14 protein-coding genes, 1 pseudogene and 2 riboswitches are annotated in these 26100 nt (G+C 50.1%); of the genes and pseudogenes, 1 reads left to right on the top strand and 14 read right to left on the bottom strand.

The features are described 5' to 3' along the window. Positions 1-184: 184 nt before the first annotated feature. From ACFQ3W_RS01930 to ACFQ3W_RS01915, 4 genes are all read right to left on the bottom strand, one after another. Positions 185-5359: a choice-of-anchor I family protein gene (locus tag ACFQ3W_RS01930; protein WP_379316374.1), complete on the bottom strand. Its 5175-nt coding sequence runs from the start codon at positions 5357-5359 to the stop codon at positions 185-187. 168 nt (positions 5360-5527) lie between these two features. After that, a complete protein-coding gene (locus ACFQ3W_RS01925; RefSeq protein ID WP_379316372.1) occupies positions 5528-7246 on the bottom strand; it encodes a GDSL-type esterase/lipase family protein in 1719 nt (572 codons plus the stop codon). 413 nt (positions 7247-7659) lie between these two features. Beyond that, positions 7660-9186, bottom strand: a complete 1527-nt coding sequence (locus ACFQ3W_RS01920; protein ID WP_379316049.1) for a glycoside hydrolase family 43 protein — start codon at positions 9184-9186, stop codon at positions 7660-7662. A gap of 63 nt (positions 9187-9249) precedes the next feature. Further along, positions 9250-10134 (bottom strand): AraC family transcriptional regulator, encoded by an 885-nt coding sequence (locus ACFQ3W_RS01915; RefSeq protein ID WP_379316370.1) that lies wholly within the window; start codon positions 10132-10134, stop codon positions 9250-9252. Positions 10135-10315: 181 nt separating this feature from the next. Here ACFQ3W_RS01915 and ACFQ3W_RS01910 point away from each other — a divergent pair. After that, a pseudogene (locus tag ACFQ3W_RS01910) lies at positions 10316-12439 on the top strand (glycoside hydrolase family 52 protein). A gap of 315 nt (positions 12440-12754) precedes the next feature. Here ACFQ3W_RS01910 and ACFQ3W_RS01905 read toward each other — a convergent pair. The 10 genes from ACFQ3W_RS01905 to sdaAB form a co-directional block, all read right to left on the bottom strand. Continuing rightward, positions 12755-13909, bottom strand: coding sequence for a GGDEF domain-containing protein (locus tag ACFQ3W_RS01905; RefSeq protein ID WP_379316047.1), 1155 nt, complete (start codon positions 13907-13909; stop codon positions 12755-12757). A gap of 284 nt (positions 13910-14193) precedes the next feature. Continuing rightward, positions 14194-15261 (bottom strand): DMT family transporter, encoded by a 1068-nt coding sequence (locus ACFQ3W_RS01900; protein WP_379316046.1) that lies wholly within the window; start codon positions 15259-15261, stop codon positions 14194-14196. Positions 15262-15386: 125 nt separating this feature from the next. Further along, positions 15387-15560: riboswitch (FMN riboswitch) on the bottom strand. 104 nt (positions 15561-15664) lie between these two features. Beyond that, positions 15665-16951: a LysM peptidoglycan-binding domain-containing protein gene (locus ACFQ3W_RS01895; protein ID WP_379316044.1), complete on the bottom strand. Its 1287-nt coding sequence runs from the start codon at positions 16949-16951 to the stop codon at positions 15665-15667. Between the two features lie 144 nt (positions 16952-17095). Then, positions 17096-18436, bottom strand: a complete 1341-nt coding sequence (locus ACFQ3W_RS01890; protein ID WP_379316042.1) for an S-layer homology domain-containing protein — start codon at positions 18434-18436, stop codon at positions 17096-17098. A 218-nt stretch (positions 18437-18654) separates the two neighbouring features. Then, entirely contained in the window at positions 18655-21177 is a 2523-nt protein-coding gene (locus tag ACFQ3W_RS01885; protein WP_379316040.1) for an ABC transporter permease, read from the bottom strand. Beyond that, positions 21174-21869, bottom strand: coding sequence for an ABC transporter ATP-binding protein (locus ACFQ3W_RS01880; RefSeq protein WP_379316038.1), 696 nt, complete (start codon positions 21867-21869; stop codon positions 21174-21176). Before ACFQ3W_RS01880 ends, ACFQ3W_RS01885 begins: the two co-directional genes overlap by 4 nt. Before the next feature lie 108 nt (positions 21870-21977). After that, positions 21978-23009: a sensor histidine kinase gene (locus ACFQ3W_RS01875; protein WP_379316036.1), complete on the bottom strand. Its 1032-nt coding sequence runs from the start codon at positions 23007-23009 to the stop codon at positions 21978-21980. Continuing rightward, on the bottom strand, positions 23006-23695 hold the full coding sequence (locus ACFQ3W_RS01870) for a response regulator transcription factor (RefSeq protein ID WP_379316034.1): 690 nt from the start codon (positions 23693-23695) through the stop codon (positions 23006-23008). The genes ACFQ3W_RS01875 and ACFQ3W_RS01870 overlap by 4 nt, the downstream gene beginning before the upstream one ends. 416 nt (positions 23696-24111) lie before the next feature. Beyond that, positions 24112-24993 (bottom strand): L-serine ammonia-lyase, iron-sulfur-dependent, subunit alpha, encoded by an 882-nt coding sequence (sdaAA, locus tag ACFQ3W_RS01865; RefSeq protein ID WP_379316032.1) that lies wholly within the window; start codon positions 24991-24993, stop codon positions 24112-24114. 68 nt (positions 24994-25061) lie between these two features. Next, a complete protein-coding gene (gene sdaAB / locus ACFQ3W_RS01860; RefSeq protein WP_379316030.1) occupies positions 25062-25727 on the bottom strand; it encodes an L-serine ammonia-lyase, iron-sulfur-dependent subunit beta in 666 nt (221 codons plus the stop codon). Between the two features lie 214 nt (positions 25728-25941). Further along, positions 25942-26050, bottom strand: a riboswitch (glycine riboswitch). Positions 26051-26100 lie beyond the last annotated feature (50 nt).

Raw genomic sequence — 26100 nt, 5'->3', positions numbered from 1 at the left:
CATCGTAGCATATTCTTGAGTTTAATCATGTGCAAAATAACTCCGCTGCCATGGCAACCCTGTGTCTCACTGGACTATTTAGAATCTAACGACTTGGCACAAACTAAAAGTGCGAGATGGGCGGAAATCGCCTTCACATCTCGCACTTCTTTTCACCAGTATCGTGCCGCATTGTCTTTAATGCTTAGTTTGTAAAATTCAATTTTCGCAGCATCCTTAATACGATCACAGCCGACTGTGCCCGCGTTACATGTCCATTTGGGACAAAAGCACCGCGCTGGTCGCCCTTCATAATGCCTTGTTCCACCAGCCAAGCAATATCGGTTGCCGCACCGTTCGGGATCACGGAACGGTCGGAGAAGCGGGCGAGTGCAGCCGACTGATCTTTCGGTAAGCTGGTTTCGGGCGAGGATGCGTCGCTCACTGGTACGTCCCCCACCTCTGCCTTTGCTAACCGCATAGCTCTTGCAATCATGGTGGCCATCTCCGTGCGGGTAATGCTTACCTTCGGCCCGAGGGTGTCCTTGTCGGCTTTGACAAGACCGTATTGCACCGCCGCCCCGATTTCACCCGCCAACGCATCACTGGTACTTATGTCACTAAATGAAATTTGCCCCTTTGCAGGCGACAACCCCAGCGCACGAACCAGCAGCGCTGTAAACTCCGCCCGATTCATCTCCCGGCCGGGAGCAAAGCTCGTGTCGTCGACACCTTTAATGATGAACCTGTTCGTCAGTACTCCAATCTCCGTATTCGCCCAATGTCCTTTCAAATCGGGGAAATCTTTACTAACATTAATGATGGCAAACACAGACTCCCCAGACCGTTTAATTTGAAGCGATGGTCCGTGTCCGATTCCTTGAACCAAGGCAGGAACAAACCTTAACTCATGGGTGGAGTGATCATATCGGACAATCGTTGCTTTACCCGTCATGGTATTAGAAGGGATGTGATAGAACCGTTGAGCTTTAATCTTCTCGTTCTCGCTCATTTCTTGAGAACGCCCATCTGGCCATACAAATTGAAGTTTGAATTCGAGAGTTCCCAGCAAGGTAATGCTCTGCGCTGATGCAGCTTTGGCGATCTTTTCCTGATCGGAAGGATTCGCCGGGACGATGGACAAACGTAAAGTGGACGGAGCTCCAGTTGGTGCTGCACCGCTCTCCTTAGCTGCTGCGGCAATCGCCTCAATCGGGATGCGATAGGCTCCAAGGTCGGTTCGAACGATGAGCGCAATTGGCTTGATTTCGGTTCCTGCTGTAGTGTCGGCCAATAACGCGCTGACTGGCAAAGAAAGCACGTTCCCGCCTTTAAGCTCCGACATCTCGACGATTAGCTCGCCTTTGCTGCTTGATGCAGCGGCGGTCAATGCAGCCTGAAGATCGCTTGACTTCACACTCACCTGATTCACTGTCTGGCCGGATGAATCCTTGGTGACGCTGACCTGAAGCTGTTCCCCTGAAAGGACGTCAGCCTCTTGACCGGCAGGCGTTTTCGTTTTGGACTCCGGTTTCGGGGCAGCCGTTTGAGCTGGCAGTCCGGAGCTTGAACCTGGCGATGATCCGCCGCCGTTGCCTGCGCCGCCGCTAGGTTTGGCTTGTTCCACGATTCTTCCTTCTACGATTGGAGCGACCGTGCGGCCCAAACGCTCGATATGCTCAATAAAAATCTCATAATCAGGGTACCCGAGGTCCTCATGGTAGGCCCCGTTAGAAATCGCTTCGGCAAACGATTTGTAGCCGTCCCCACCGTTAGCGACAAAACTGTTCGTCGCCAATCGGTACGTAGACGTAAGACTTAAAGGAACATATCCTGTCCCCTTCTGAATCATCACATCATACACTCGACTCCCCGTCGATTGATTAGGATCCCACTTAAACTTCATACCGGCGATTTGCGGAAACTTACCGGGTAAGTCCGCTAGCTTAGCGCCGCTAATCCCATTTTCCAAGCCTTCTAGCAACTGCTTTCCGGTCACATCGAGAACATAAAGCGTATTTCCAAAGGGCATCACCGTTCTAATCTCTCCCATGGTGATATCTCCCTGATTTATGGATTGCCGAATACCACCACCGTTCATAATCGCTACATCGGCATTTTTAACCTCCTTAGCTTTTGCCAACATGCCATCAGCGATCAGGTTGCCAAGGTTCGTCTCCCTTGAACGTACGTTTTTACGCTCACCGTCAAGAACAACAGCTGCAAAACCTTCAACCTTTGTTTTTAACTCATCCAGCTGCTTTTTTAATGGATCTAATATGAATTTTGCTTCCGAATCTTCCTCTACCTTACTGTCAACCGGAATAAGACGTCCCGTCGTCTGCCCCTCTCCTGTAAGCACAACCCCTTGCTTGTCAAAAACAACATCAACGCGGCCCAAATATTTGCCCCACTCGTTGGCCTGAACGACAACGGTCGGGGTGTTCCAGATACTGTCGGTCACGATTTGAGGCGCATCCAGCTTCGTATGGGTATGTCCGCCGACAATTAAATCGATTCCTTCCACCGAGGCGGCCAATTCCTTATCCCGGGCGTATCCCAAATGAGATAGGGCGATGATCGTCTTCAGCCCCTCACGCTCCATTGCTTCCACCGTCTGCTTGGCGGACTTTGCTGCATCCTTAAAGACAACGTTTTTCCCCGGGCTGGAGGTTTCTGCCGTATCTTCCGTCGTCATTCCGAAAACTCCAACCTTGTGACCGTTCACATCAAGTACAACATATGGATATACGCCAGCATGCTCTGTCGTTTTTATAGCACCAGTATCAATCACCTTTGGCGATTTTACGAGCGGTGCCATATGACCATCTTTGCTGAAATCGATATTTGAGCTGAGCAGCGGAAATTGAGCTTGCCGCACGAAATTTGCCAGAGCCTCTGTACCTTGGTCAAACTCATGATTACCAAAGGTCATCGCGTCATAGCCCATCAAATTCATAAATTTAAGATCAGCTAACCCGAGCCAATTCGTAAAATACAGATCCCCGGAGAAAACATCGCCTGCATCCACTAACAGCTGATTGCCCCCTTCGGCGCGAATCTGCTTCACCAGCGTCGCCCGCCGGGCCACATCATCCAAATGGGCATGCGTATCGTTTGTGTGCATCACCGTCAGCTTCCAGGTGTCACCGTCCGCCTTCGGATTTACGGTCACGATGGCTGCAGCTTCCCCAAGGCCATCGGTACTTTTCGCGGTAATTACTGCTTTACCCGCTGCTTTTGGCGTAACGTTACCTTTCGCATCCACGGCAGCTACCGCCTCATCAGAAGAAGACCAAACGACATCAGCAGAACCGCCCCCACTAACTGGAGTCACCGTAGCCGTCAACTTCTCGGCTGCCTCGCCGGCTTCAAGGGTTAATACCGTTTTATCCAGGCTTACCTTGGTCACTTGCAGCTCCAGCGCGGCCACCGTACCGCCGACTTCATTGGCAACGAGCAGCAGCGGCAGCCCGGTCGGGCTGTCGGCCGCAGGAATGAACTCCAGTCCTTCCGGTCCAGTGTCCGTTTCCATGCCAGCACTAAAATCCCGTGTATTCGTATAGTTAGCGAACTTCGGGCTTGTCGGATCGGTCACATCATAAACCATAACTCCACCGATCCGCTCTAGTCCGATAAAAGCAAATACTTTATCGCCCACTTTTCCTAATGTGACGTATTCGGGCTCCGGCCCTTTTTTGGAGCTCCGTTTATCAAAATTCGCTTTGCTGTGATTCGAGTTAAAATATTTAGGCAAACGCTCGGCCGTAATACGCTCAAAATCGCTGCCACTGTCATAAATCTGCTGCATATTGTCGGCGTTCCAAACGGAGAAGGAGCGCGCTCCGAATAAATACACCCCTTCTGGACCCATGTCTGTCGCCACTTCAACATTGCCGTATACCGAACCCTTCTCCTTCAAAAAGGCTCCGGCCGCCGAAGCGGGATCGATGCCAGTTAGCTTGGAGATCTTTACGCCATTCTTGCGATCGTCCCTATCCGTGCTATCTCCCTCATTGGCAGTAAACAGGTAAGTGCTTCCTCCCATGGTATAAGAAGCTATCCCGTCCGGCATATACATGCCCTTAAACGGAACATTTTCCAAATTAAACTTTCCGTCTTCGAGCAGATCCAGTGCATTTTTCGGATCGTTCAAATCCTTGTATCCGAGCCCTGTAACGGAGATAACCTTTGCCAAAGCGATATCTACCACTGCAATTGCGTTGTTCTCCTGCAAGGAAACGTAGGCTGTCTTCTCATCTCCGGAGAGTGCAATGTATTCCGGCTCAAGATCCGTCTTGGCCTGCTCCTTCGTTCCGGGTCCGGTGATAATCCCGCGGCCATCGCTGACTCCGCGAATATGGACGTTATCTGCGATTAGTGCAGGATTATCAAAGGCAGCTCTGGAAGCCTGCCCGGTCATCGTATCCACAACCGTAACGCTGCCTTCTGGATCCACGCCGGTTGTTCGCGGCTCTCCTTCATCCGCTGTCAAAATATAGCGCCCGTCGCTTGTGAATTTGACCATGTCTGGCTGAATGCCTACACCATGCGTCTCCAGCAGGTTCCCGTCATAGTCCAGCACGAGGATTTTGCCACCTTTGGCCGGATCCTTCTCCTGCACGGCTGCGGCTATTTTTTTCGTTGCCAAATTGATATCGAGACTGGTCAAGTCCCCAAATTCAAAGCTACTACCGCTTTCCGCAAGGCTTTCCACGTTGATGGTCTTCTCCTTTATCAAGGTGCCGCCTTCGGCAGGAAACGGAACAATGTCGATGCTCGCCGGTTCGGTTGAACCGTTCACAAGATAAAATTTATGATTACCCTTATTGTATTTAACGATCTCCGCAACTCCGCCGTCCTCGTTTTGCTTGCCTACCGAATAAGCGGCGATCTTGCGAAGCTGAAGTGTATCGACTGCTGGAGGCTGCGATGGAGGGAGTGCTGCAGGCGCCACCTTCAGATCCAGGCTAGTCCGAGTCGAATTTGGAACTGCAGCACTATCCGTTACGGTCACTTCAAATGTATACATGCCTTCTTTCTCTGGCGAGCCAGACAAAGTCCCCATGGTTGGCTCCAGCATGAGACCCGGCGGTTGCTGATCCATTGTGAAATGATAAGGGGCTTCCCCTCCATAAACCGCGATCGTTGCCGTGTAAGGTTTACCAACCTCCGCATCCGGCAGCGCCTGAGTCGAAATGCCAAAGGCAGCGGCGGTTTTCTCCCCTTGAGCTTGGTCAGCCTGCGGGGTGACCATGACAGCTTCCGATGGAGCCGGTTGCAGCACGCTTTCCTCGGCCGCCGCAGTCCCACCCCCTATAGAACTGGCAATCATCGATGCAGTTAAGAACAGTGATGCTAATCGCTGAACTTTTTTCACCAAATGTGAGCCCTCCTAACTTCTTTACGCATATTCCATAGAAGTTTAGCGGGACACTGTTAACGTATTACACTTTATTTGTAAAAATGTAAAAATCCTCCCTAAGCCCTACTCGGGTATGGGAGGATCGTACCGACCGTATATGAATATTTGAATAATGACGATTATTTATTTCAAAGCTTGGCTAAGTATGAATTCCACAATAGGTCTCACATCGGGCAGGCTGTGTGGATGATGGTCGCCGCCCGGCTTCAAGATGGTGTCGATTCTCCCACCCAGCGCATTATAGGTTCGCTTCAGAACAGCTCCGTTTTCCGGAAAAGGAACATGTCGATCGGCATCGCCAGAAACAAGAAGAATCGGGACGCCGGCTTCGGCTGGTGCAGCAAGCTGCTTCAATAGACGCTCCGTCACTTCTGCAGGGATACGGGGTTCTTCTGCAAATGGATCCTCGTCCTGCCCTTGCTCCTCGGATTGCACGCTTTTTTCCTCGTCCGTGACTCGGTAAACGCTAAGACAATCCTTCCACTCCTCCGCTGAGCCCAGCCCGGCCCCGGCTCCGCCCGGCCAACTGCGAATATCCACCACCGGAGCGTCGAGATACATCGCGGCAACGTTCTGCGGGAACATCGCCGCATAACGCAGCGCGTACAATCCGCCACGGCTGAATCCAAATAGAACCGGTTTCGCGTTTAGATCAAACTTTGTCGTCAGCATGCTGCGGAAGCCCTCCATTTGCTCCACAGCATAGGAGCAGCCGTACAAGTTGCTGATTCGGAAGTAAGCCAAATGCCAACCCTGCTCCAGCAGCGCCATATCCGCATCCGCAAACGCATCAAAAAACTCGCACCGCCAAATCCATGGTCGGCCGGGCGCTGCTGTTTTCGGGGCAACCAGCACGCATTCGCGGCCTACATGATAAAAATCAACACGACTATACCCTTTCCATGACTCCGTCACTACAGCGGCTTCTGTCCCGCCTTCCCGCTCCGCCTCCTGGTAAATGGCAGGAAGCATTCGCTCAGCCCGCTCAAGCGCCTCTGGAAGCGGAAGGGCATCAAGTTTATTCGGATTGGAATGACCGACATGCTCCCGCCACGCTGCGTTCAGCAAAGCTCTTCTTTCCTCTACCCGATGAATAAACGCCCCCTGGCTCTGTACGGCCCACTCCGGACTCCGCTCCAACTCAATATGAAACACCGTACTTAATGTCGTCCGCGCTATTACCCAGTGGCCGTCCTCTTCAGGATGTATGCCGTCACCGTAACGATAATCGCTGTTCGCTTCCCTCTTTGTCCCAATGAGTTCCATCAAAGGCTTGCGAATATCAACTACTGTTTCACCTTGCTCATCTGCATATTCCCGTACCCATGTCGCATACCTGCCAAGTACTTCATTGTATTTGATAAATGGTTTATCGAAGGAGTAGTCCTCCGCTCCATCCGGCTGCACTTCTCCATTAACGGAGGAAATATCAAACGGCGGCGGCGTCATCCAGATCAACCGCGCACCGGCTTGGCGAACCTTTTCGGCGGCACGGCACATCCCCTCCCGATAAACCTCAAACCGTTCCGCAGTGTAAGGATGATAGATACCATCATTCATGCCATAGCATATGAAGACCCAATCCGGCTTACTTTCCTGTAAGGCCCGCTCCAATCTTTCATGCACACAAGGGCGAGGAAATGGATGGCTGGCTTCACTTGTTCCGGCCGCCGTCTCGCTGCTTACGCCCAAATTGATCCACTCCAGCCGATGCTGCGGCAAATGTTTTAGAAAAAAAGCGTCCAGATCCCGGATGTAAGTTCCATTCTCCGTGATACTGTCGCCGAGAAATACAATTCGTTTGCCGACCGGTATCGAGAGAAGGTCAGCGCTTACATTCATCAAAACGGGTCATCACCTTTCCAAATATATCAATTTAGCTATTATTGTACTCGATAAAGGTGGTCCGTCATAGCAAAAAGTAAGAAAAACGCCTGACGGCGTCCTTTGAGTTACTCCTCCCCATCTTCCTCTGGTTACTGTTGCGGCGTGAATTCACACCACTAAATGCATTTTTATACAACTATTTTCGGGCAAATGGCAAATTGCGGGTTTCTGGATTTTAACTGCAAAACCTGCATTTAAAATAGGCCAAACCGGACAGAAGAGGCCAGAAGAAAGCCACGAGGAGGTTAGACCGGCCTGGCTGACACCCATTTCTCACTCACCACATTATTCTTTTGCTGATCATCTGCAAGGTCACATATTTAGGTGGTGCTTTTTTGCTACAATTTATCCCTGGATGACTCCTTCCGTTATGCGTGCGGGTTGTAGTCGAACCAGTCAAAGGAAGCCGTAGCAGGCAAACCTACTCGTCCGCTTACTGCGTAAAGGCCAAAGTATACTCCGGTGAAGCCACCGGCCACTTCTGTTGCTAGCATGCTGCATTCGCCTTCTCCCAGCACCTCTTGTTTATGCTCACCCTCAGCAGTCCGATAGGTAAACACGTAGCGTTCATGATTTGCCTGTACTCCAAGGATCACCCGGCTGTCCGACCACGGAATCGACTGTTCTACTTTCCACAGTGAACCTAATCGTCTTCGGAAAATAAGGGACAGAGCTCCGTTAGCCCAAGTTAACGCTATTTCATAGTGGAAGCGGTGGTTCATCAGCACGGTCAAGCCGGCTTCATCTCCCTCTTGAGCCGGAGAAAATTCAAGCAGAGTTTCCGCGCGGCAAACAAAATGCTGCTGTCGTCTGCCGACAAAGGCTGGAGCATCCTCTTCATTCAGCGTGACCTGTGAACCGTTCAAGGTAAGCCAGCCCGGACGTTCCGCAAGGGACCAACTTCCGGGCCGCGGATTGCGCAAGAAGTTCCATTCCATAGCCAGTGACGGATCCGCAAAATCCTCCCGGCCCTGCGGTGCTGCTGTTCCCCATGGATGGAGCGGAAGTGTAGCCACCTGCATTTCCTCCTCAATCATTCCGCCGTTTCCTACCTCCGGCCAACCGCTCTCATTCCACGTTACAGGCGCAAGAAATGTCTCCCGGCCTAAATGATGCCGGCTCGGGTAACCAACCGGACGGATGCCAAGGCACACGGACCACCAGCTGCCGTTATGGGCTTCGATCAGGTCGGCGTGTCCGGTCGCCTGAATCGAGCTGGCTGTACTGCGATGCGACAGAATTGGATTGTGAGGACAGCCGGTGAACGGTCCCGACGGACCCTCCCCTCTTGCGATGGTGACCATATGTCCGTACTCGGTGCCGCCTTCCGCAAGCATGATATAATACGAGCCATTGATCAAATAAATATGCGGGGCCTCCGGGTGTTTGCCGCCGGTTCCGCTCCAGATAATCCGCGGCTCCGTCAGCCGCTTGCCGGTTTTCGAATCAAGGATGCTCTGATAAATCCCGGTCTGCGCTTCCCCCGAAGCGGTGGAGAAATACAAGGTCCCATCTACGTCAAAAAACAGATCAGGATCAATGCCGGGCTGGTCGATCCAAACCGGATCGGACCATGGACCGGCAGGATCATCAGCATGGACAAGCAAATGGCCCCCGCCCGATACATTCGTCGTGGTCATATAAAACGTTCCCTGATGATACCGGATCGTTGGGGCATAAATTCCCCTTGAGCTCGGCGCATGCTCCAGGTTCAACTGGCTAGGCCGGTCGAGCACATGTCCTATCTGCCGCCAGTTCACCAGATCACGGCTATGAAAAATCGGTACGCCCGGAAAATATTCAAAAGAACTCGTTACAAGATAATAATCTTCACCTACCCGGCAGACACTGGGGTCAGGATGAAATCCCGGAATAACGGGGTTACGGTATGGCATGTACATTCATTCCTTTCGTCCGTGTTTTTTGATAAAGACCATCTTACACCCAATCGGAACAAATCAAATGTGAAATTTTCCTCTGAATTTTCCCGGCGGCTCGCCGGTCCAGCGTTTGAACTGCCGGCTAAAATGCGCGATATCCTTGTAGCCAAGCCGCGCTGACACGGCCTCCACAGACATGTCCGGTTCCATGAGCAAAAGCTTGGCCTTCTTCAGCTTCAGTGCGGACAAATATTGCCGTGGCGACATGCCGTAAACATTGTGAAACATGCGGTTGCAGGACGAAGCGCTATATCCCAGACCTTCGATAACGGCAGCGACGGTTTCGCGCGATGTATCCTCGGATTCTATCCCTTCACTCCCCTCCATCACTTCCCCTCCGGAAGAATCCTCCCCAAGCTCGACATATCTCTCCAGCCCGGCGGCAATTTCTGCGGCAATCCGGTTCATTTTGCTGCCGGCAGCCCCTTCTCTGCTCCGCTCCAAATTTTCGCTCAAGCCCGCAAACAACTCGAACACAACGGACAACGTCCGCATTTTGTTCGCCAGCCTGAATTCGGCGTTTTCCGAGGTCAGCTCGATCAGCTTGTCCAGGCTCGGGCGAATCGCTCTCGTAAGCGGACTGTACTCCGTGTACAGAAAATCGTCACTTCTGAACAGCAGTTCCCGGAGCAGACGTTCATCCACGTTAAAATGCAAGCAATAATAAGTCATTCGCTCCGGCCCGGCAGCACGGCTTTCGTGCACATCCTCCGGACTCAGCAGCATAAGATCGCCCGGCTTCTGAATATAGCGCTGGCCGTTCACGATCATCTCCTGGCTGCCGGAGAGCACCAAATTCACCTCAAATAGCGGATGGCTGTGCTCCGGGTAGGACCACTCACAGGTAACCGTACGCAAGTGAGCCGCAAATATGCGAAATGTCGAGTCCATATCGGGCAGCATATATTCCACAACCTGATGTCCATCAGACTTATTTATAACCTTCTCCTCCTTGTCTCCCAAGCTTATATCAAATGACTGATTTGGATAAATTAATTAATGCTTTGGACATATAACTGCCCAAACATCCTTGATATAATCAACTTATCATAATATATACCTATAATAACAGGAGGTAATCAACTTGGGTAAAAATATTTTTTTCAACGCTCATCATTCCCCGATGGGCAGCTTCGCCAGCTTCACGCTAGGATACCCGGGCAAGAGCGGCGGGTTTGACCTGGAGCTTGGGAGCCCTCCCAACCAGAACATATATATCGGCCTGCAGGAGGATGGCATAGACCGATATCAAGCATTGCCATTTTTCGGTGAAGGCCAGGATGAACGGGATCGATACACTACAGAGGAAGGCGGTTCAGAAAACAAGCCGAACGCAAACCAGCTCATCGTTCCCTTCTCAAGAGAAGTAATCACACGCAAGTACGACGCAGCTACCGATGAATGGCAAGCAGGCGATTTGACCTTCCGGCTGATTTCGCCTTTTGAAGCGGTTCCGGACCCGAAAATCGCCACAGGGGAGCAGCTTCGCTTCGCCCTGATGCCGGCGGTCCTTGCGGAGCTGACGATCGACAATACCCGTGGAAAAACAGCACGCAGAGCGTTTTTCGGCTTTCAGGGAATCGATCCGTACACTTCGGTTCGCCGCCTGGAGGATACGACAGATGGGTGTATATGCGGTGTCGGTCAAGGCAGACATACGGCGATTGCCACATCAGACACGCGCGTGACGAGCGCCGGCTTTTTTACGATGGAGGATATTTTGAAGCCTAGAGTCGCAGAAAATCTGCGGTTTGGGTTAGGTCCGGTCGGCGCGCTGCTCATGGACACTCCAGCCGGGGAAAAGGCGACGTACCGGTTTGCAGTTTGTTTCTATCGCGTTGGTTTTGTGACAACCGGAATGGATGCTTCCTACTACTACACCCGCTATTTTGCCAATATCGAGGACGTAGCGGCTTACGCGCTTGAGCAATTTGACCGGAAGCTCGAGGTTGCCCGGAAAGCAAATGAACTGGTTATGGCCTCAGAGTTGAACGAGGATCAGCGGTTTATGCTCATCCACGCTATCCGCAGCTATTATGGTTCTACGGAACTGTTGGAGCATGAAGGCAAAGCGCTGTGGATCGTCAATGAAGGCGAATACCGGATGATGAATACGTTTGATTTGACGGTGGATCAGCTGTTTTTTGAACTAAAAATGAATCCCTGGACGGTCAAAAACGAGCTTGACCTGTTCACGAGCCGCTACAGCTACGAGGATACAGCTCGCCTGCCGGGGAATGAAACAGTTTATCCCGGAGGAATCAGCTTTACGCATGACATGGGCGTTGCCAATTCGTTCTCCCGCCCTGGCTACTCTGCATATGAGCTGCACGCTATCAAGGACTGCTTCTCCCACATGACGCATGAACAGCTCGTCAACTGGGTACTGTGTGCTGCGGTTTATGTAAATCAGACGGGAGATCAAGCTTGGCTGGAGAACAACCTGAATATCTTCGAACAATGCTTGGAGAGTATGGTGAATCGGGATCACCCGGACCCTGCAAAACGAACCGGTATTATGGGACTAGACAGCTCTCGTACGATGGGCGGCGCGGAAATCACGACTTATGACAGTCTGGACGTATCGCTCGGACAGGCTCGCAATAACATATACCTCGCAGGCAAAAGCTGGGCCGCCTATGTCGCCATGGAGAAAATACTTGCAGGTAGCGGACTCAAAGAGTAAGCTAATCTGTCCGGACGCCAGGCAGAGCTTTGCGCTCATACTATATGCGAGCATATGCTGCCGGAAGGCTATATCCCGGCCGTGATCCAAGAGAACAACGATTCGAAAATTATACCGGCCATCGAAGGGCTGGTGTTCCCGCTCTTTACTGGCTGCGAGGACGCGCTTGATCCAACTGGAAGATTTGGCGAATACATTGCCGCGCTAAAAACACATTTGCACACCGTCCTGAAGCCGGGCGTATGCCTGTTTGCGGACGGAGGCTGGAAGCTCTCCTCGACCAGCGACAATTCCTGGCTGAGTAAAATATACCTGTGCCAATTCATCGCCCGCCGTATTCTTGGCCTAACCTGGGATGAGCAGGGTAAAGCTTCGGACGCGGCGCATGTCGCATGGCTCATCTCTGAGAAGAACGCCTATTGGAGCTGGAGCGACCAAATGATGGCCGGCACGATTTGCGGCAGCCGTTATTATCCACGTGGAGTCACCGCTATTCTGTGGCTGGAGGAGAGCGAGAAATAAGGCTTTCGCCGTAGGCATCCCATTTCGGGGAGAAGGCGGACATGGTGGAGAGAATAAGGGAATTTTATGGCCTTATTCGGCCAATTCCCCCTCTCGTTCATAAAATAAGGGAAAATTTTGTACCTATTTCTATGATTTATCTATGTAAACCGCCTTTTGGGCAGGTTTCTCTGAGAATAGGTCCCAAAAAGTCTCCTATTTTGTTAAGATGCTCTTCTAAGGCCGAAATAGGGGACTTTTTTACCCTTATTTTGTTCAACCATTATTAAAAAAAGCGCAAGCCGCCGGTTTTACCCGGATGCTTACGCTTTTTTATTATGATAAGCCCTCCTCCATGATCGCCTGGCTTCGGGAAGCACGGTTTCGCCCGGCATTCTTAGCTGTATATAGGGCATCATCACTTAGTTTGTACAGCTTGTCTATGATGGTATGTGAATCTGGTATGACCGTTACAACTCCAAAGCTGATCGTATAATTGGCCATATCGCCACCTGAGCTTGAGCCATTGTCAATCACCAATTTACGAAGCTTCCTAATGAATTCATCCGATGTGATCTCGTCGGCTTCGGGTAGAAAAATCGCAAACTCGTCCCCACCGTACCTGCCGAGCAGATCGTCAGCTTTTAGCTGCTCCTGCGCCTTGACGGCAAATTCTTGCAGCAGCTTGTCCCCGGCGTCATGCCCGAGGGTGTCGTTAATCGTCTTGAAGTTATCAATATCCATCAGGATAAATGACACGGGGGCTGCTTTTTTCATACAGGTGATAAGGCTTAACCTAACTTGATGTATAAAAGTCCTGCGATTAAGCGCTCCGGTCAAATCGTCATAACTGGCCAGCCTGATCATTTCCCTGTCGGCCTGCTCCTTTGAAAGCAGGACAAACCCCATATTTCCCAGTATCATGATCGTATACAGTGCCAAGAGCAGTAGGCTTTGATGCAGGCCTGGTTTAAACATGTTAATAGGAACCGGAGAAAGAAGGGTCACTCCCGTTCGAAACATAAGCCCTGCTGCAAGAATCAAGTATACGTAGCCCAAAAGTAAACTTAACACGGACCTGGAAGCAGACTTAATGAGACGGTATGCTGGGAATACCAGCATGATCGCAAGTGCAAACGAAATAATCGCAATCCTGATGTTATCCGCATTATTCAGCGGTAGGGCAATAAAATACCCGGTAAGCGTTACAGTCGTACAAATCGTATAAAACCTTTTGATTCTAGTGCCAAATCCGTCAAACACCATCAATATAGAAATCGTTTCTAAAGCGACTCCTATTAATAGTGTGACATTGGCAATCCCAGCTTTTGCGATCCCTACGACTAACATGCCCCAAGTTGCAGATTGAAACCATTTAGCGGCATAAAACACATCCACAGCCGGGTCCTTGGAGGATCTGCCCCTGTATGCGCTGATGAGGAGAACGGTAAACAGGTGACCTAGTACGAGCAAAACAAATACAGTTTTCATATCCAAGTAAATTTTCATGATAGCCCTTGTTCACCATCTTTTATGTAATAGATACGCTAGCTTGAAATTTAAAACATTATATCACGTCTGCCCCTCATTTCGATATTGCATTGTACGTATACAAACTTAACCAATGGTAGTCGAGCATTGCTAGAGATGGCCCTCCTCACGAGGAATTTGACACATTTATTTTCAAAAAGCGAGGCTCTCCGCCAAAAGTGGAGAACCTCGCTTTTTACTTAGCTTACTCTTGCAGCAAGCATAACGTTCTAGCAGATGAAGTGTTACGCACCCAGCTCGTTAACCTGAGCCGGTTGTTCCTGCCTCGAAATAAGGAACAAAGCCGCCCAAATAAACACGAAACCGCAAATCTGAGCCACGGTGATCACCTGTTGAAAAACGATTCCATTGACCAGCACTCCGACCATCGGAAAGCTAAGCTCTGCTAACGTAGCGACTGACGCCTTGGTCGTTGTCAGGCCTTTATAGTAAACGAGAAGGCTGAGCAGTCCGGGAAGCAGCGCCTGTCCTATAATATTCAACGTGAAGGCGGCAAACATGGTTGAACCAGCAGGTAGACTCCAGGCAGCCCCTTCGTTCCAAGTGATGGCGAACAGCAGTGGGAGCGCGAGAACGTATCTTAGCGAAGTCACAGTCTCATATTTCATACGTCCAACCAACATACGTCCCATGACCGTTGAGCCGCCCCACAAAGCTGCAGCCCCCATCGAGAGCAGGCTGCTTACTTGTACGAAATCGCTAAAGTGCCCAATCGGAATTGTAAATCCGAAGGTTAACAAATACGTTCCAACCAGTGCTATCAGAAAAAGCCCGAAGAAATTGCGGGGCAGTTTTTCCTTCAGCAGCAAACTAGCCAGGATGATAGCGAAGAGAGGTTGCAGCTTTTGGAGGAGCAGCGTGGCATTCAAATTGCCGCTTGAGAGCGCCATGGTAAACAATATGGAGGCGATCGCCGAGCCACCCCAGGAAATAAAGAGCAGTGCGCCCCCATGGCGCCAGCTAAGTCCTTTCAGCTCTTTTCGGTTTTTCCAGAGAGCAGGTAATACTAGCAAGGCGATAATGAGGTGCTCCAAGAGCACAATTTGTGAAGAGGTTACAGACTTCAGCAAAATGACTCGGAATAGCGGGTCCACGCCCCAAAGTGCAGCTCCCAAAACGACGAGCCAAAACCCTCGGTTGAATTGTGATTTTCGGGTGGTCCTTGCAGATATCACACTTTTTCTACTTCCGCCCACCTCCGGAATGGCTGCCTCACTCTTGACCGCTCCTGAAAAAGCTGTTGCCTCGCTTGTACTTACTCTTAATTCTCCGCCAACACTTGCATGCTTCATGTGGATTGTCCCCTTCTTGAATATGGGGTCTACGTAGAAAACCCCCGTCATTGACAAGCGTCAACGATTACGGGGGCTGATCAAATAAGTTTGTATGGAACACACTATTCCACTCAAACCTGTCTATTGATCTTCTCCCATCCGGACTTTAACCGTCGGCCTTGGAATCGCACCAAGTCAGTCGCCTCCTTTCATTACCGTAAGAAGGCGAGTCGCGGGCTTGAGCCTCCCAATTCCCGTTGTGGGAATCAGAAAACCTCACCGCCGGTCAGGAATTTCACCTAACCCCGAAGATCCATATTCATTTAAATTTTTAATAGATGAAATTAATATTATAATATGATTTTAGATGACTTCATTCTATAACAAACCTCACAAGAAAACCACCATTTCATTCTTTTGCTTAGGCTCGTTTCACAACATCAAAGTTATTTTCAATAAGCAGCCAGTTTTGCGGAAAGCTCAGTCCAAGCTTCCAATAGCTTATGCCCCGCAGCCGCAGCTCTTTTATAAGGTTAAACTTCGCCTGGATGGACCGGGCGTCCTCAAACCATACCTCATGCTGCCGGCCAGCCCCATCTGTGTAGCGGAAAAATGGCGCTTGCGCTCTCTGGCTGTACTGGATGGCTACGTTGTTATCCGCGGCGATTTGAATCGCCTGCTGCGGGCTCACCGCCCTCGCTACGGTTCCCTGTACAAACGGCAGCGTCCAATCGTAGCCGTATAGATTTTGCCCCATCATAATTTTCGAGGCCGGCATTTCCGTCAGCGCATATTCAATCACCCTTCTCACTGGACCGATGGGAGAAACGGCTTGCGCCGGGCCGCCGCTGTATCCCCACTCATAGGTCATAATGACGACAAAATCGGCGATCTCACCCTGGGCCTTATAATCGTGTGCTTCATACCACTCCCCCTGCTGCGTAGCGCTGGTCTTGGGGGCAAGCGCGGTAGACATGAGCCAGCCCTGCTGCTGAAAACGGGCTTTCGCTTTTCGCAAAAAGGTGTTGTAAGCCTCCCGATCGGCTGGTCTTAGATGCTCAAAATCAAAATGGATATCCCGGAACCCGTATTTTTTTGCCGTGGCTACAATATTGTCCAAAAAACGGTTTTGTACCGGAATATCGTTGAGCAGAATCCTCCCAAGCTCACTGCTAAACTGGTCGTTCTCCTGATTCGTAATGACCATCATTAGCACGACGCGGTTGTTTCTGGCGATGGCCGGGAACTGATTCAACAGGGGTTCCTTTAGCGAACCGTCCCGCTGAGCCTGAAAGCTGAATGGAGCTAAATACGTTAAATACGGCGCCGCTTCCCTGGCGCTCTCCTCTAAAGCGGGGGCAACCGTCGTTCCCCGGGGCTCCACGTAAGCATTAATCTCCGCTCTCGTTCTTGGCCGAGGGGGAATGTACAACCGAAAGCCCACGGACAATGTTTGGCCTACCGAAATTGAGTTCACCCGAGCCAGCTCCTGGTAATTCATGTTGAATTTCCTTGCAATCGACCACAGGCTATCTCCCGGCTGAACCCAATAGTAGCTTCCAACAATCGGTATTACTAAGGTTTGTCCAACGACGAGACGATTCGGATTTGGGATCTCATTCGCTTCTACGATATCGGAAGCAGGTATGCTGTATGCTTCTGCTATGGAATATATCGTTTGATTTCTCTGTACGACATGAATCTGCATTTCGTTCCCTCCTTCAAAGGATTACGCTACCACTATCCTATGAAGTGGGAGGTTTGGCCTATTCCCTTGTGCAAACGGGGCCTCATAGCAAAATACCGCCCGCTTCCTATAATTTTGAAGGAAGCAGAGCGGCGTTTTTGTAGATTATTTCTTTGTAGCAATCGAGAAAACAACTGTCTTCTCAGCATTATTCACAAGCACGTTCACGGTGTAATCGCCCACCGTCGCCTGTTTGTCGGCCAGCGGCCTTCCTGCCTCGACTTCCGTACAGATCGCCGCAAACCAACGGTTAAATGCAATCGCATCATAAGTAAACAAGTGATTGGCAAACATTTCGATAGACTCCTTGTTCCGGGCTATAACCCCTTCCCGCAGTCTCACCGTAATGCCGTAGGTGTTATATGTCGGATCCAGCCATATTGCCGTTTCCTCAGTAGCGGCTTGGGTTCCAGCTCCGGTTACACCCAAATTGCCGCTTTGCTGAACCGCCTTTTTCTCCTTCTCATCCTTAAAAAGGCGTAGCGTTGTATCAAACAGGTCATAATTGGTGCCCCGAAGCTGACCAGCCTTGAGCAGGATATCATAAGCATCCCACATTTTTTTATCCGGAAAAGCGACAATCTTCTGCCCGCCTCCGGCAGTTGGTACTCTCCGCTGCAGCTTATCCGCTTGTGGTTGAACCGGAATTCGCCGAGTTTTATCCGTTAGGCGATTCAGAATAACGAGCGACTCCGCGCGGGTCACGTAACGCCCCACCCCAAAGTTTCCGTCTGGATAGCCCTCCATAATTCCTTTAATCAGTGATTCGGCAATGAATTTCTGCTCGCGTTCGTTAGCGCTGGTCAAATCCCCGTAGGACGCGGCCTCGGAACGGCTAAACTGCTCGTCCTCCAAAAACTCAGTTTCCTGAAGCGTGTAATAGATGACCTCAGCTACATTTTCCCGAGTCATATCGGTTTGAAAATCGTCGTATCGGCTTTTATTCAAAAAGTTCAAATCGCTTGCAACATCGATATACGGCTTTGCCCAGTACCCTGTCATCGCCGGCTTAAAGTCAAAATAGCGGTAGTCCTGCTTTAGAATCGTTCGATTCTCTTCAGTCAACGAACCTAGGAAGGAAGCCCGCCAAGTCCGTTCCAAATTTGGATGCTGCTCGCTGTACGACAAAATGAGCATTTTAACAAACTGATCTACCTTTACCGGTTCATTAGGCCGAAACGTTCCGTCAGGGTATCCGTCCAATATCCCTTGACTCACCATGGACTCAATGGCAGGTTTGGCCCAATGTCCGCGAATATCTTTAAAAACGGGGATGTCGTCCTGGCTCTGGGCCGCTGCCGCAGCAACCTTTCCTCCGCCTATCAAGTTAACCCCTCCGGGACTGCCGAACGATCCTGTCGCCCCGATAAGTCCGGCCAACAAGCAAAACGATAACATGATTCGTAAATTCTGTTTGGCGATACGTCCTATTTCCTGTCCTTTCATTTGAAGCCTCCTGAATATATATAATGGCGAGTAAACATGTTTATTTACCGCCATTATTCAGAAAACCACAATTCTAAACGGTTGTGAATAGGTCGAACGACTGGCGCCCAGCCTAAGAAAATTCGGGAATGATACCGAAATAGACCGGACTATGCACCTTCTTGTCGAACTAAATTACGGATGATTTAGGTTCATCGAAGCGATTCTATATACCTATATCACTCTATCTCCCGTAGTCTCTCTACAATCGTAGATCGAGACAGCCATTTGTACGCAGCCAAGGTGACCGCCAAAGAAACGGCCATCAGCAGCGGAATGAATGACGCAATGGGCAGTACGTTCATGTGAAACTCGGCGAAGGCGACGTTGTCGGATATACCTTTGGCTACAAAATAGGTGATTGCCATGCCAGCCGTACCCACAACGGCACAGGTGAACAATATGCTGTAAAACCCTTCGTAAATGAGCATCTTTCTAAGCTGCTTCTTGGTCATACCGACGCTCTCCAGAATAGCAAACTCGTTCCGACGTGAGATGACCCCGGTAATGAACGTGTTGATATAGTTTAAAATGCCGATTAATGCGATCGTAAAGCTAAGTCCGTAGCCAATCGTTTTGAATATACGGATGAATCCGTTCATTTCCTGTTTGTAATCCTCGCGGGATTTCATGACGAGACCGCGATTCGTACCCATAAACGATTGTACCTCGTCCTTTACCTGATTCAGCTTGCCCGGGTCAACATGGAGTGTCGCCGATAAGATCAGCGGATCTCCCGCCGAACTTTTTAACTCCGCGGCCGGGAAGAACACCTTGAAACCGGCCGAGTCGTAAATTTGGGTTCCCGCCGCATAAAGCGCATCCGACTGCAGTACCGCCATCACTTCATAGCTCTTTTTCACTCCATCCAGTTTGATCCGATCCCCTGGCTTAAAATAGCTCACCTCTTGATCCGATTCGAGCGTCGGTTCCGTGACTAATACGTAATCCCCCGATTCAAATTTGGCCCGGTCAAAGGAGCCGAGGAGGATATCCTTGTTCTCGATCACGTCATACCATCCAGGGTCGATGCCGTGAAGCTGAAGCTGCACTTTACCGTTATTCAGCGTAGGGCTGTAATATGGCATGTTTGGATCCTCCGCAGCAGCCAAAGGCTGCAGGATCTTCTTGATCTCGCTGGTAATTGGCATGGTATCCGCCATGTAATACACCTTGTCCAGCGCGTTTACGCCCTGAATCGAAGCAAGTTTTCGGCAAACGTCCTCTGAAAGCCCGTCTTTCGGCTCTGCAACTCCGCCAATTCCGCTACCTGCGGATTCCTTGACAACAAAGTCTCCTGAAATGAACGCATTCAAATATTTGTTCACACTAAACGATGAAATCACGGTATAAATGACGCTGAATAAAATAATGCTGAGCGATAATGAGGCTAGCATCAGGACAAGCTTCTTCTTGTAGCGCAGCAGATTTCCAAGGGACATTCTGGACAGCTTGGCCCCATGAGTGGACCGCTTTGTTCTTCTGCCTGAGTGCCTGCCAATCCCCGAAAATTTGACCGCCTCCACCGGTGAAATTCGGGCAGCCGCTCTGCCGGGCTTGCTCGCAGCGATCCGTACCGTGAGATAGGAAAACAGCGCAGCACCTATAAAAATGAGCGGATTGATTGAGTAGCTCGTTTCTGTTTCTCCACCCGAGAAGCTCGACATCATTGGAATCATCCAGCAGCCAACCCCGTAACCTAAGGCAAGTCCAAACGGCAAAGCGATTAAATAGAGCCGATTGGCCTGCATCGAAATAATCCGCTTCAGTTGCCGCGGGGTGGTGCCCATCGTTTTGAGCAGACCATAAAACCTGATATCCCGAACGACCGAAATATGGAAAATATTATAAATCAGCAGATATCCGCTCAGCATAATGATCACGATCAGAACCGCAAAGGGAATCACATTCGTCATATCGTCCGAAAGGGCTACACTGGTATAAGCCCAGTTCACTCCGTAAGGGACTTTTAGCCCGGTGTCGGCCAGTATCTTTTGAACCTTTTTCTCGATGCCCCAGGAATTGTTAAACATCACATCTAGTCTTGTCGTATTGACATAGCTCCCTTTATTTCTCGACTGGACGGGATCTACATCCGAAAGATTTTGCTGTGTAAAAGACTTCGATAAGAATGCCAAACCGGACATGGCTACATGCTCATCCGCCTCGAAAAACCCGGTTAACTCAAATTCCTTGGATATCTTCTGAACATCCATATCAAGTTCAAGCTTAACCTTTGCCCCTAATTTGTGGGGAACGCCCAACGCATCCAGCTCCCATGTGCTCATAGCAATTCCGTTCTCCTGAGTAGGAAGGCCGCCCTCCAAGAACTTGACAAAGCTATGTTTAGCTGAGCTTTCATCAATCGAGTCAACTTCAACCGGAGTATCACGGAAAGCGGCATTGAGCGCGCGCCCGACTAAAGTCGATGTACCATATTCCTTGATCGACGGGTGCTGTTTTAATTTGTTCAATTCCTCCGGCGTTAAATATTTGAAGCTGCCATGAAAATCGCTCCCGGCCGTCTTCATCTTGGCCCGCTGCATCGAATCATTAATGCTGAAGGCTGTGGTAAACACCGAAGTGATGAGCAAGGTTGTCAAAATGATGGCACAGATGATAAAAAGATTCCGCGCGCGGTTCGTTTTGAGGCTACGGCTGGCGATCCGGGCAATCGGTTTTCGATTATTCGTGGATATCATTCCGATTTCCCTCCGGCAGCACCCGAGCGGCTCACAATTTTGCCGTCCTCAATCCGGATAACCCTGTCGGCCGTTTGCGCAATTTCTTCATTGTGGGTAATCATCACGATGGTCTGATTGAATTTTTCGCTCATTTGCTTCATCAGGATCATCACTTCCTGGCTCGTCTTGCTGTCCAAGTTTCCAGTAGGTTCATCCGCAAGCACTATTGAAGGCTTGGTCGCAAGCGCTCTGGCGATCGCCACCCGCTGCTGCTGGCCCCCAGACAGATTGGAGGGCAAGGAATCGACCTTATCTGTAAGCCCTAGCGCTCCAATGACCTGGTCAACGTACGGCTTGTCCACCTCGGCTCCGTCCAGCTCGATGGGGAGCACGATATTTTCATAAACATTAAGAATCGGGATCAGATTGTAGCTTTGAAATACGAAACCGACCGATCTGCGGCGAAAAATCGTCAGCTTTTCATCATTCATGCTGAAAATATCATTTCCGTCCACATACACCTTGCCTTCCGTCGCCCGATCGAGCCCGCCCAGCATATGTAGCAGGGTGCTTTTTCCACTCCCGCTCGTCCCGACTATCGCAACGAATTCACCCTGCTCCACATTTAGGGAAACCCCATCCAGCGCCTTAACAACAGCTTCGTCTCGCCCATAATATTTCTTCAAATTCTCGATTTGCAGGATCGGCATGAAGCCCACCTCCCAAAAAATAAAAAGTCTGTACCTCTTGTACAGACCTAATGTAGCAAACCAATCTGACATCCCGGTGTCCGAATAATAACACTTCTGACACATTCCTTAAATTGCTGGCAAAAACACGGAAAACACCGATCCTTCTCCTATCTTGGAGGAAACTTTAATGTATCCCCCTTGAGCGGTAATGATTTCCCGGGTCAAATACAGCCCTATGCCAACGCCATCATACTTTGCCGCCTGCTTGCTCCGGTAGAAACGCTTAAAAATATCGTTCCATTCGCTTTCGTCGATCCCGATGCCAGTATCGGCAATATCGATACGTATGAATATTTCACCCGCCTGAGCCGCAATTCGAATCCTACCTCCGGTTTCACTGTACTTCACAGCGTTCTCCAGCAGATTCACCAGCGCCTCTCCGGTCCACTTCGGATCATGATTCGCCTGAAGACTTTCCTCACATGAAATGCTAATATCGATCCCTTTCCGCTCCGCCTTGCTGTAAACTTGGGACAGTGCTCCCGTAATGGTGCGAATGATCGGCAGCTTGACGGCATGGGTCGAAATTACGCCCGTTTCCAAGCGAGACATTTTGATCAGCGATTGAATTAGCCAATCTAGCTTTACAGATTGCGCTTTGATCTGCGCAGCATATTGACGGGCTTCCTCGTTCTGAAGCGGACCTTCCTCAAGCAGTCCACTGTACAAAATGATATTGGAAAGCGGCGTTTTCGTTTGATGGGAGATATCTGAAATCAGCGCCTTGATTTTGCTTTTTTCGGCCCCCATGCTCGTTTCACGTGTTTTAGCCAGATTGATGTACCGAATCACCTTATTCTCGAGAGATGAAATGTTTGTCTCCGTATACCCCGTAAGTCGCTGCTCCCCGCTAATCGCCCCATCGACTATATGGTCCACCGTCTCGATCATGTGTCCGATCTTTCGCTTCAGCATCCAAAACATAGCTCCGCCGAGCAATCCTGATACGACGATAAACGCGAAGGAAATCCACGCAGCTTTACTATCATAGGCGGTCATATACAGCATAATCCCGGAATATACGACAACTAGCACGAAGAATATAGCCGCATTAATGACGAGAAATCGATTATAGCTAAGATTGCCGTCTTTTCTCATTGGCAAGGCCCTTCCTCGGCCCAAATATAACCCAAGCCGTAAACGGTTTTGATATAATTTGGTGCTGACGGATCATCTTCAATCTTGGCACGCAGTCTTTTTACAGTCACGGTTAATGCGTTCTCCTCCACAAAATCGGCCTCATTCACCCACACCGCATTAATGAGCTGCTCTCTCGTCAAAATTTGCCCCCGGTTGCTCACCAGCATCTTGAGCAGCTTCTGTTCGGTTTTGCTCAAATTGATGCTTTGTCCCTGCTTGCGAAATTCCATCTTGCCAAAGTCAAATGTCATCGAGCCAATCGTCAGCTTGTCTTCATGGGAAGGATCGCTCCGGCGCAGCACGGCCATCACCCGGGACCGCAGCACCATTAAACTGAACGGTTTAGTAATATAGTCGTCTCCCCCAAGCTCAAACCCCATGACAATATCCGATTCCAAATCATTGGCCGTCAAAAAAATAACAGGGACTCTGGACACCCTCCGTATCTTTTCGCAAAAATCAAGGCCGCTCCCATCCGGTAAATTGATGTCAAGGACAACCAAATCGATGCCTCCTGCATTGAATCTATTCTCGGCTGAGGCCAGGTCATAGACCTGCTCAATCGTAATCCCGTCCTGGGCCAGAGTCAGGGCAATTCCTTTATTCAAACTGATATCGTCTTCGACAATAAGAATAGTTGTCATGTATGCCGACCTTCCTTCCAAGCAACTGCTCAATCGGAATCATTATACCTAATTAGGCTTTGATAGAGTAATAGATTCGTTACTTTGGATCTTATAACATCTACAAACTAAATGTATTTCGTACAGCTATTTCCGGGAAAATTCCGGACTTTGGTTTTTTAACTGCATTACCTACAGCTAAAACGGGTCAATTCGGCTTGAGGGGGTTATTTTGCTTCTTTTAGCTGCACTTTCTGCACCTAAATGCTGCAGACTCCGGGTATGCCCATGTTTAGCTGTACAAAATGCAATTAGTAACTTCGACGATTGACGATTATAGAAATTATACATTCTAGGAGGTTAAAAAAATTGGCCCTCTTTTGAAAAAAAGAGGGCCATCTGATAGAGCAATTAGAGTGTCTAAATTATTATAAGGTTTACTTTTTCCGCTCTCTCAGCTCTTTCATGATTTTACGGCCGGTCGGCGTTTGAGCCAGTCCGCCCTGTGCAGTCTCCCGATGCCGGCTTGGCATGGCGGAGCCTACCTCAAGCATCACGTCGATGACCTCGTCGGACGGAATAGCACTCCGCACGCCGGCCAGCGCCATGTCGGCGGCAGCGAGCGCATTCACTGCCCCGAACCCGTTGCGTACGATGCAGGGAATTTCGACCAAGCCGCCAACCGGATCGCAGATAAGACCAAGCGTATTTTTGAGCGCCAGCCCAACCGCATGAACCGCTTGTTCCGGCGTTCCCTCGCGCAGCTCCACCATCGCTCCGGCAGCCATGCCGATCGCCGAGCCAACTTCCGCCTGGCAGCCGCCTTCTGCTCCGGAAATGAAGGAATTGTTGGCAATCACATAACCGATGGCTCCGGCGCAGAATAAGCCGTGAACCATATGCTCATCGTCCCAACCAAAGCGCTCTTGGGCGCTGACGAAAGCGCCCGGGATGATGCCGCAGGAGCCTGCGGTCGGCGTGGCGACGATCCGCCCCATCGAGGCGTTTACCTCAGATACCGACAGGGCGTACGCCATAGCCTGACAGGCGATATCGCCCACCGACGGCTCCGCGTTCCGGCGGTATTCCTCCACCTTTTTCGCATCGCCCCCTGTTAATCCGCTGGTCGACGTGATATTTTCGGTCAGGCCTTTGTGTACCGCCGTCTTCATGATTTGATAATATTCTGTCATCGCGGCCATGATCTCATTAATCGATTGACCCGTTTCCTCCGCTTGATCCTGCAGCATGATTTGCGAGATCGTCTTGGACTCCTTGTCGCACAAGTCGATTAGCTCTTGTAAATTGCGAAACCGCATCTGGATTCGCTCCTTTCATCAATGTCAAACCAAAAACTTAGCCGTATTTCTGTACCTTAACCTGTAAATCAGGTGAGATTAATCATGACAACCCGGCTTACATGAGCCAGCGAGCTGACCGCTCCAACTAACGACTCCGGAATGACCATGTCCGCCTCCACGACGGTCAACGCCTCCCCAGTTCTCCCTTTTCGATCGGTGATGATGTAACCTATATTGACATTCTCCCGACTAAAAAGTGCGGTAATCCCTGCCAGCACGCCCTGCCGGTCCGCGTGAGAAATGACGAGCGTCGGCAATTCTCCCGAACATTTTACCTCAAAGTCGTCAATACTTCGAATTACGATCGTTCCGCCACCGATGGACGCCCCCGTCACTTCTACCCGCTTTTCACCCGCAAATAGAGTGATCTTCACGGTGTTCGGATGCGCGCCAGCAACAACGCCTGTTGAAAAATGAACGTCTACCCCTAGCTCCTCTGCCATTTCCAAAGAATTGCGGATTCTTTCATCATCCGTTGCATAATCCAAAATCCCTCCAACGACAGCCAAATCGGTTCCATGCCCTTTATACGTCTCGGCAAACGAACCGTAAAAGCATATTTGCGCTTTAGTCGGCGTCTCTGCGAGCAACTGTCTGGCAAACCGTCCGATCCGCACCGCACCAGCGGTATGCGAGCTGGAAGGTCCAATCATCGCTGGTCCAATAATTGAAAACACATTTTTGAATCGCATCGTCATCTCTCCCGGTTGTTCATTACTAATATACGTTATGTGAATAAAATACCCTCAGCATACCTTACAGCCAAAGGTTCATCTAAACTGACACAAAAAAGGGACGAGAAAAGGCATGTTGCCCCTTTCTCTGTCCCCGTTACCTGAAAGTTTAATGTCCTGAATCTACCCGGACATGTACCTCTTGGGTGGCTAATCGCTCTCTCCAGAGTGGCGTCAGATCATGGTCCTTGTACCTGAGAGATTCATCTGTCGATTTGCAAAATCGACCCTTTGCTCCTTCGGTGCCACACCTGCCGTGCGGACTCTCCCACAATCCTCATTCGCATTTATCATTTTGATGATAATGTAAAATGAAATAGGTCAAATGTCA

It is taken from the genome of Paenibacillus puldeungensis (genome assembly GCF_042678945.1).
Lineage (GTDB): Bacteria > Bacillota > Bacilli > Paenibacillales > Paenibacillaceae > Fontibacillus > Fontibacillus puldeungensis.
Note: the sequence above shows the minus strand (reverse complement) of the source record. Positions and strands in the feature narration are given on the sequence as shown.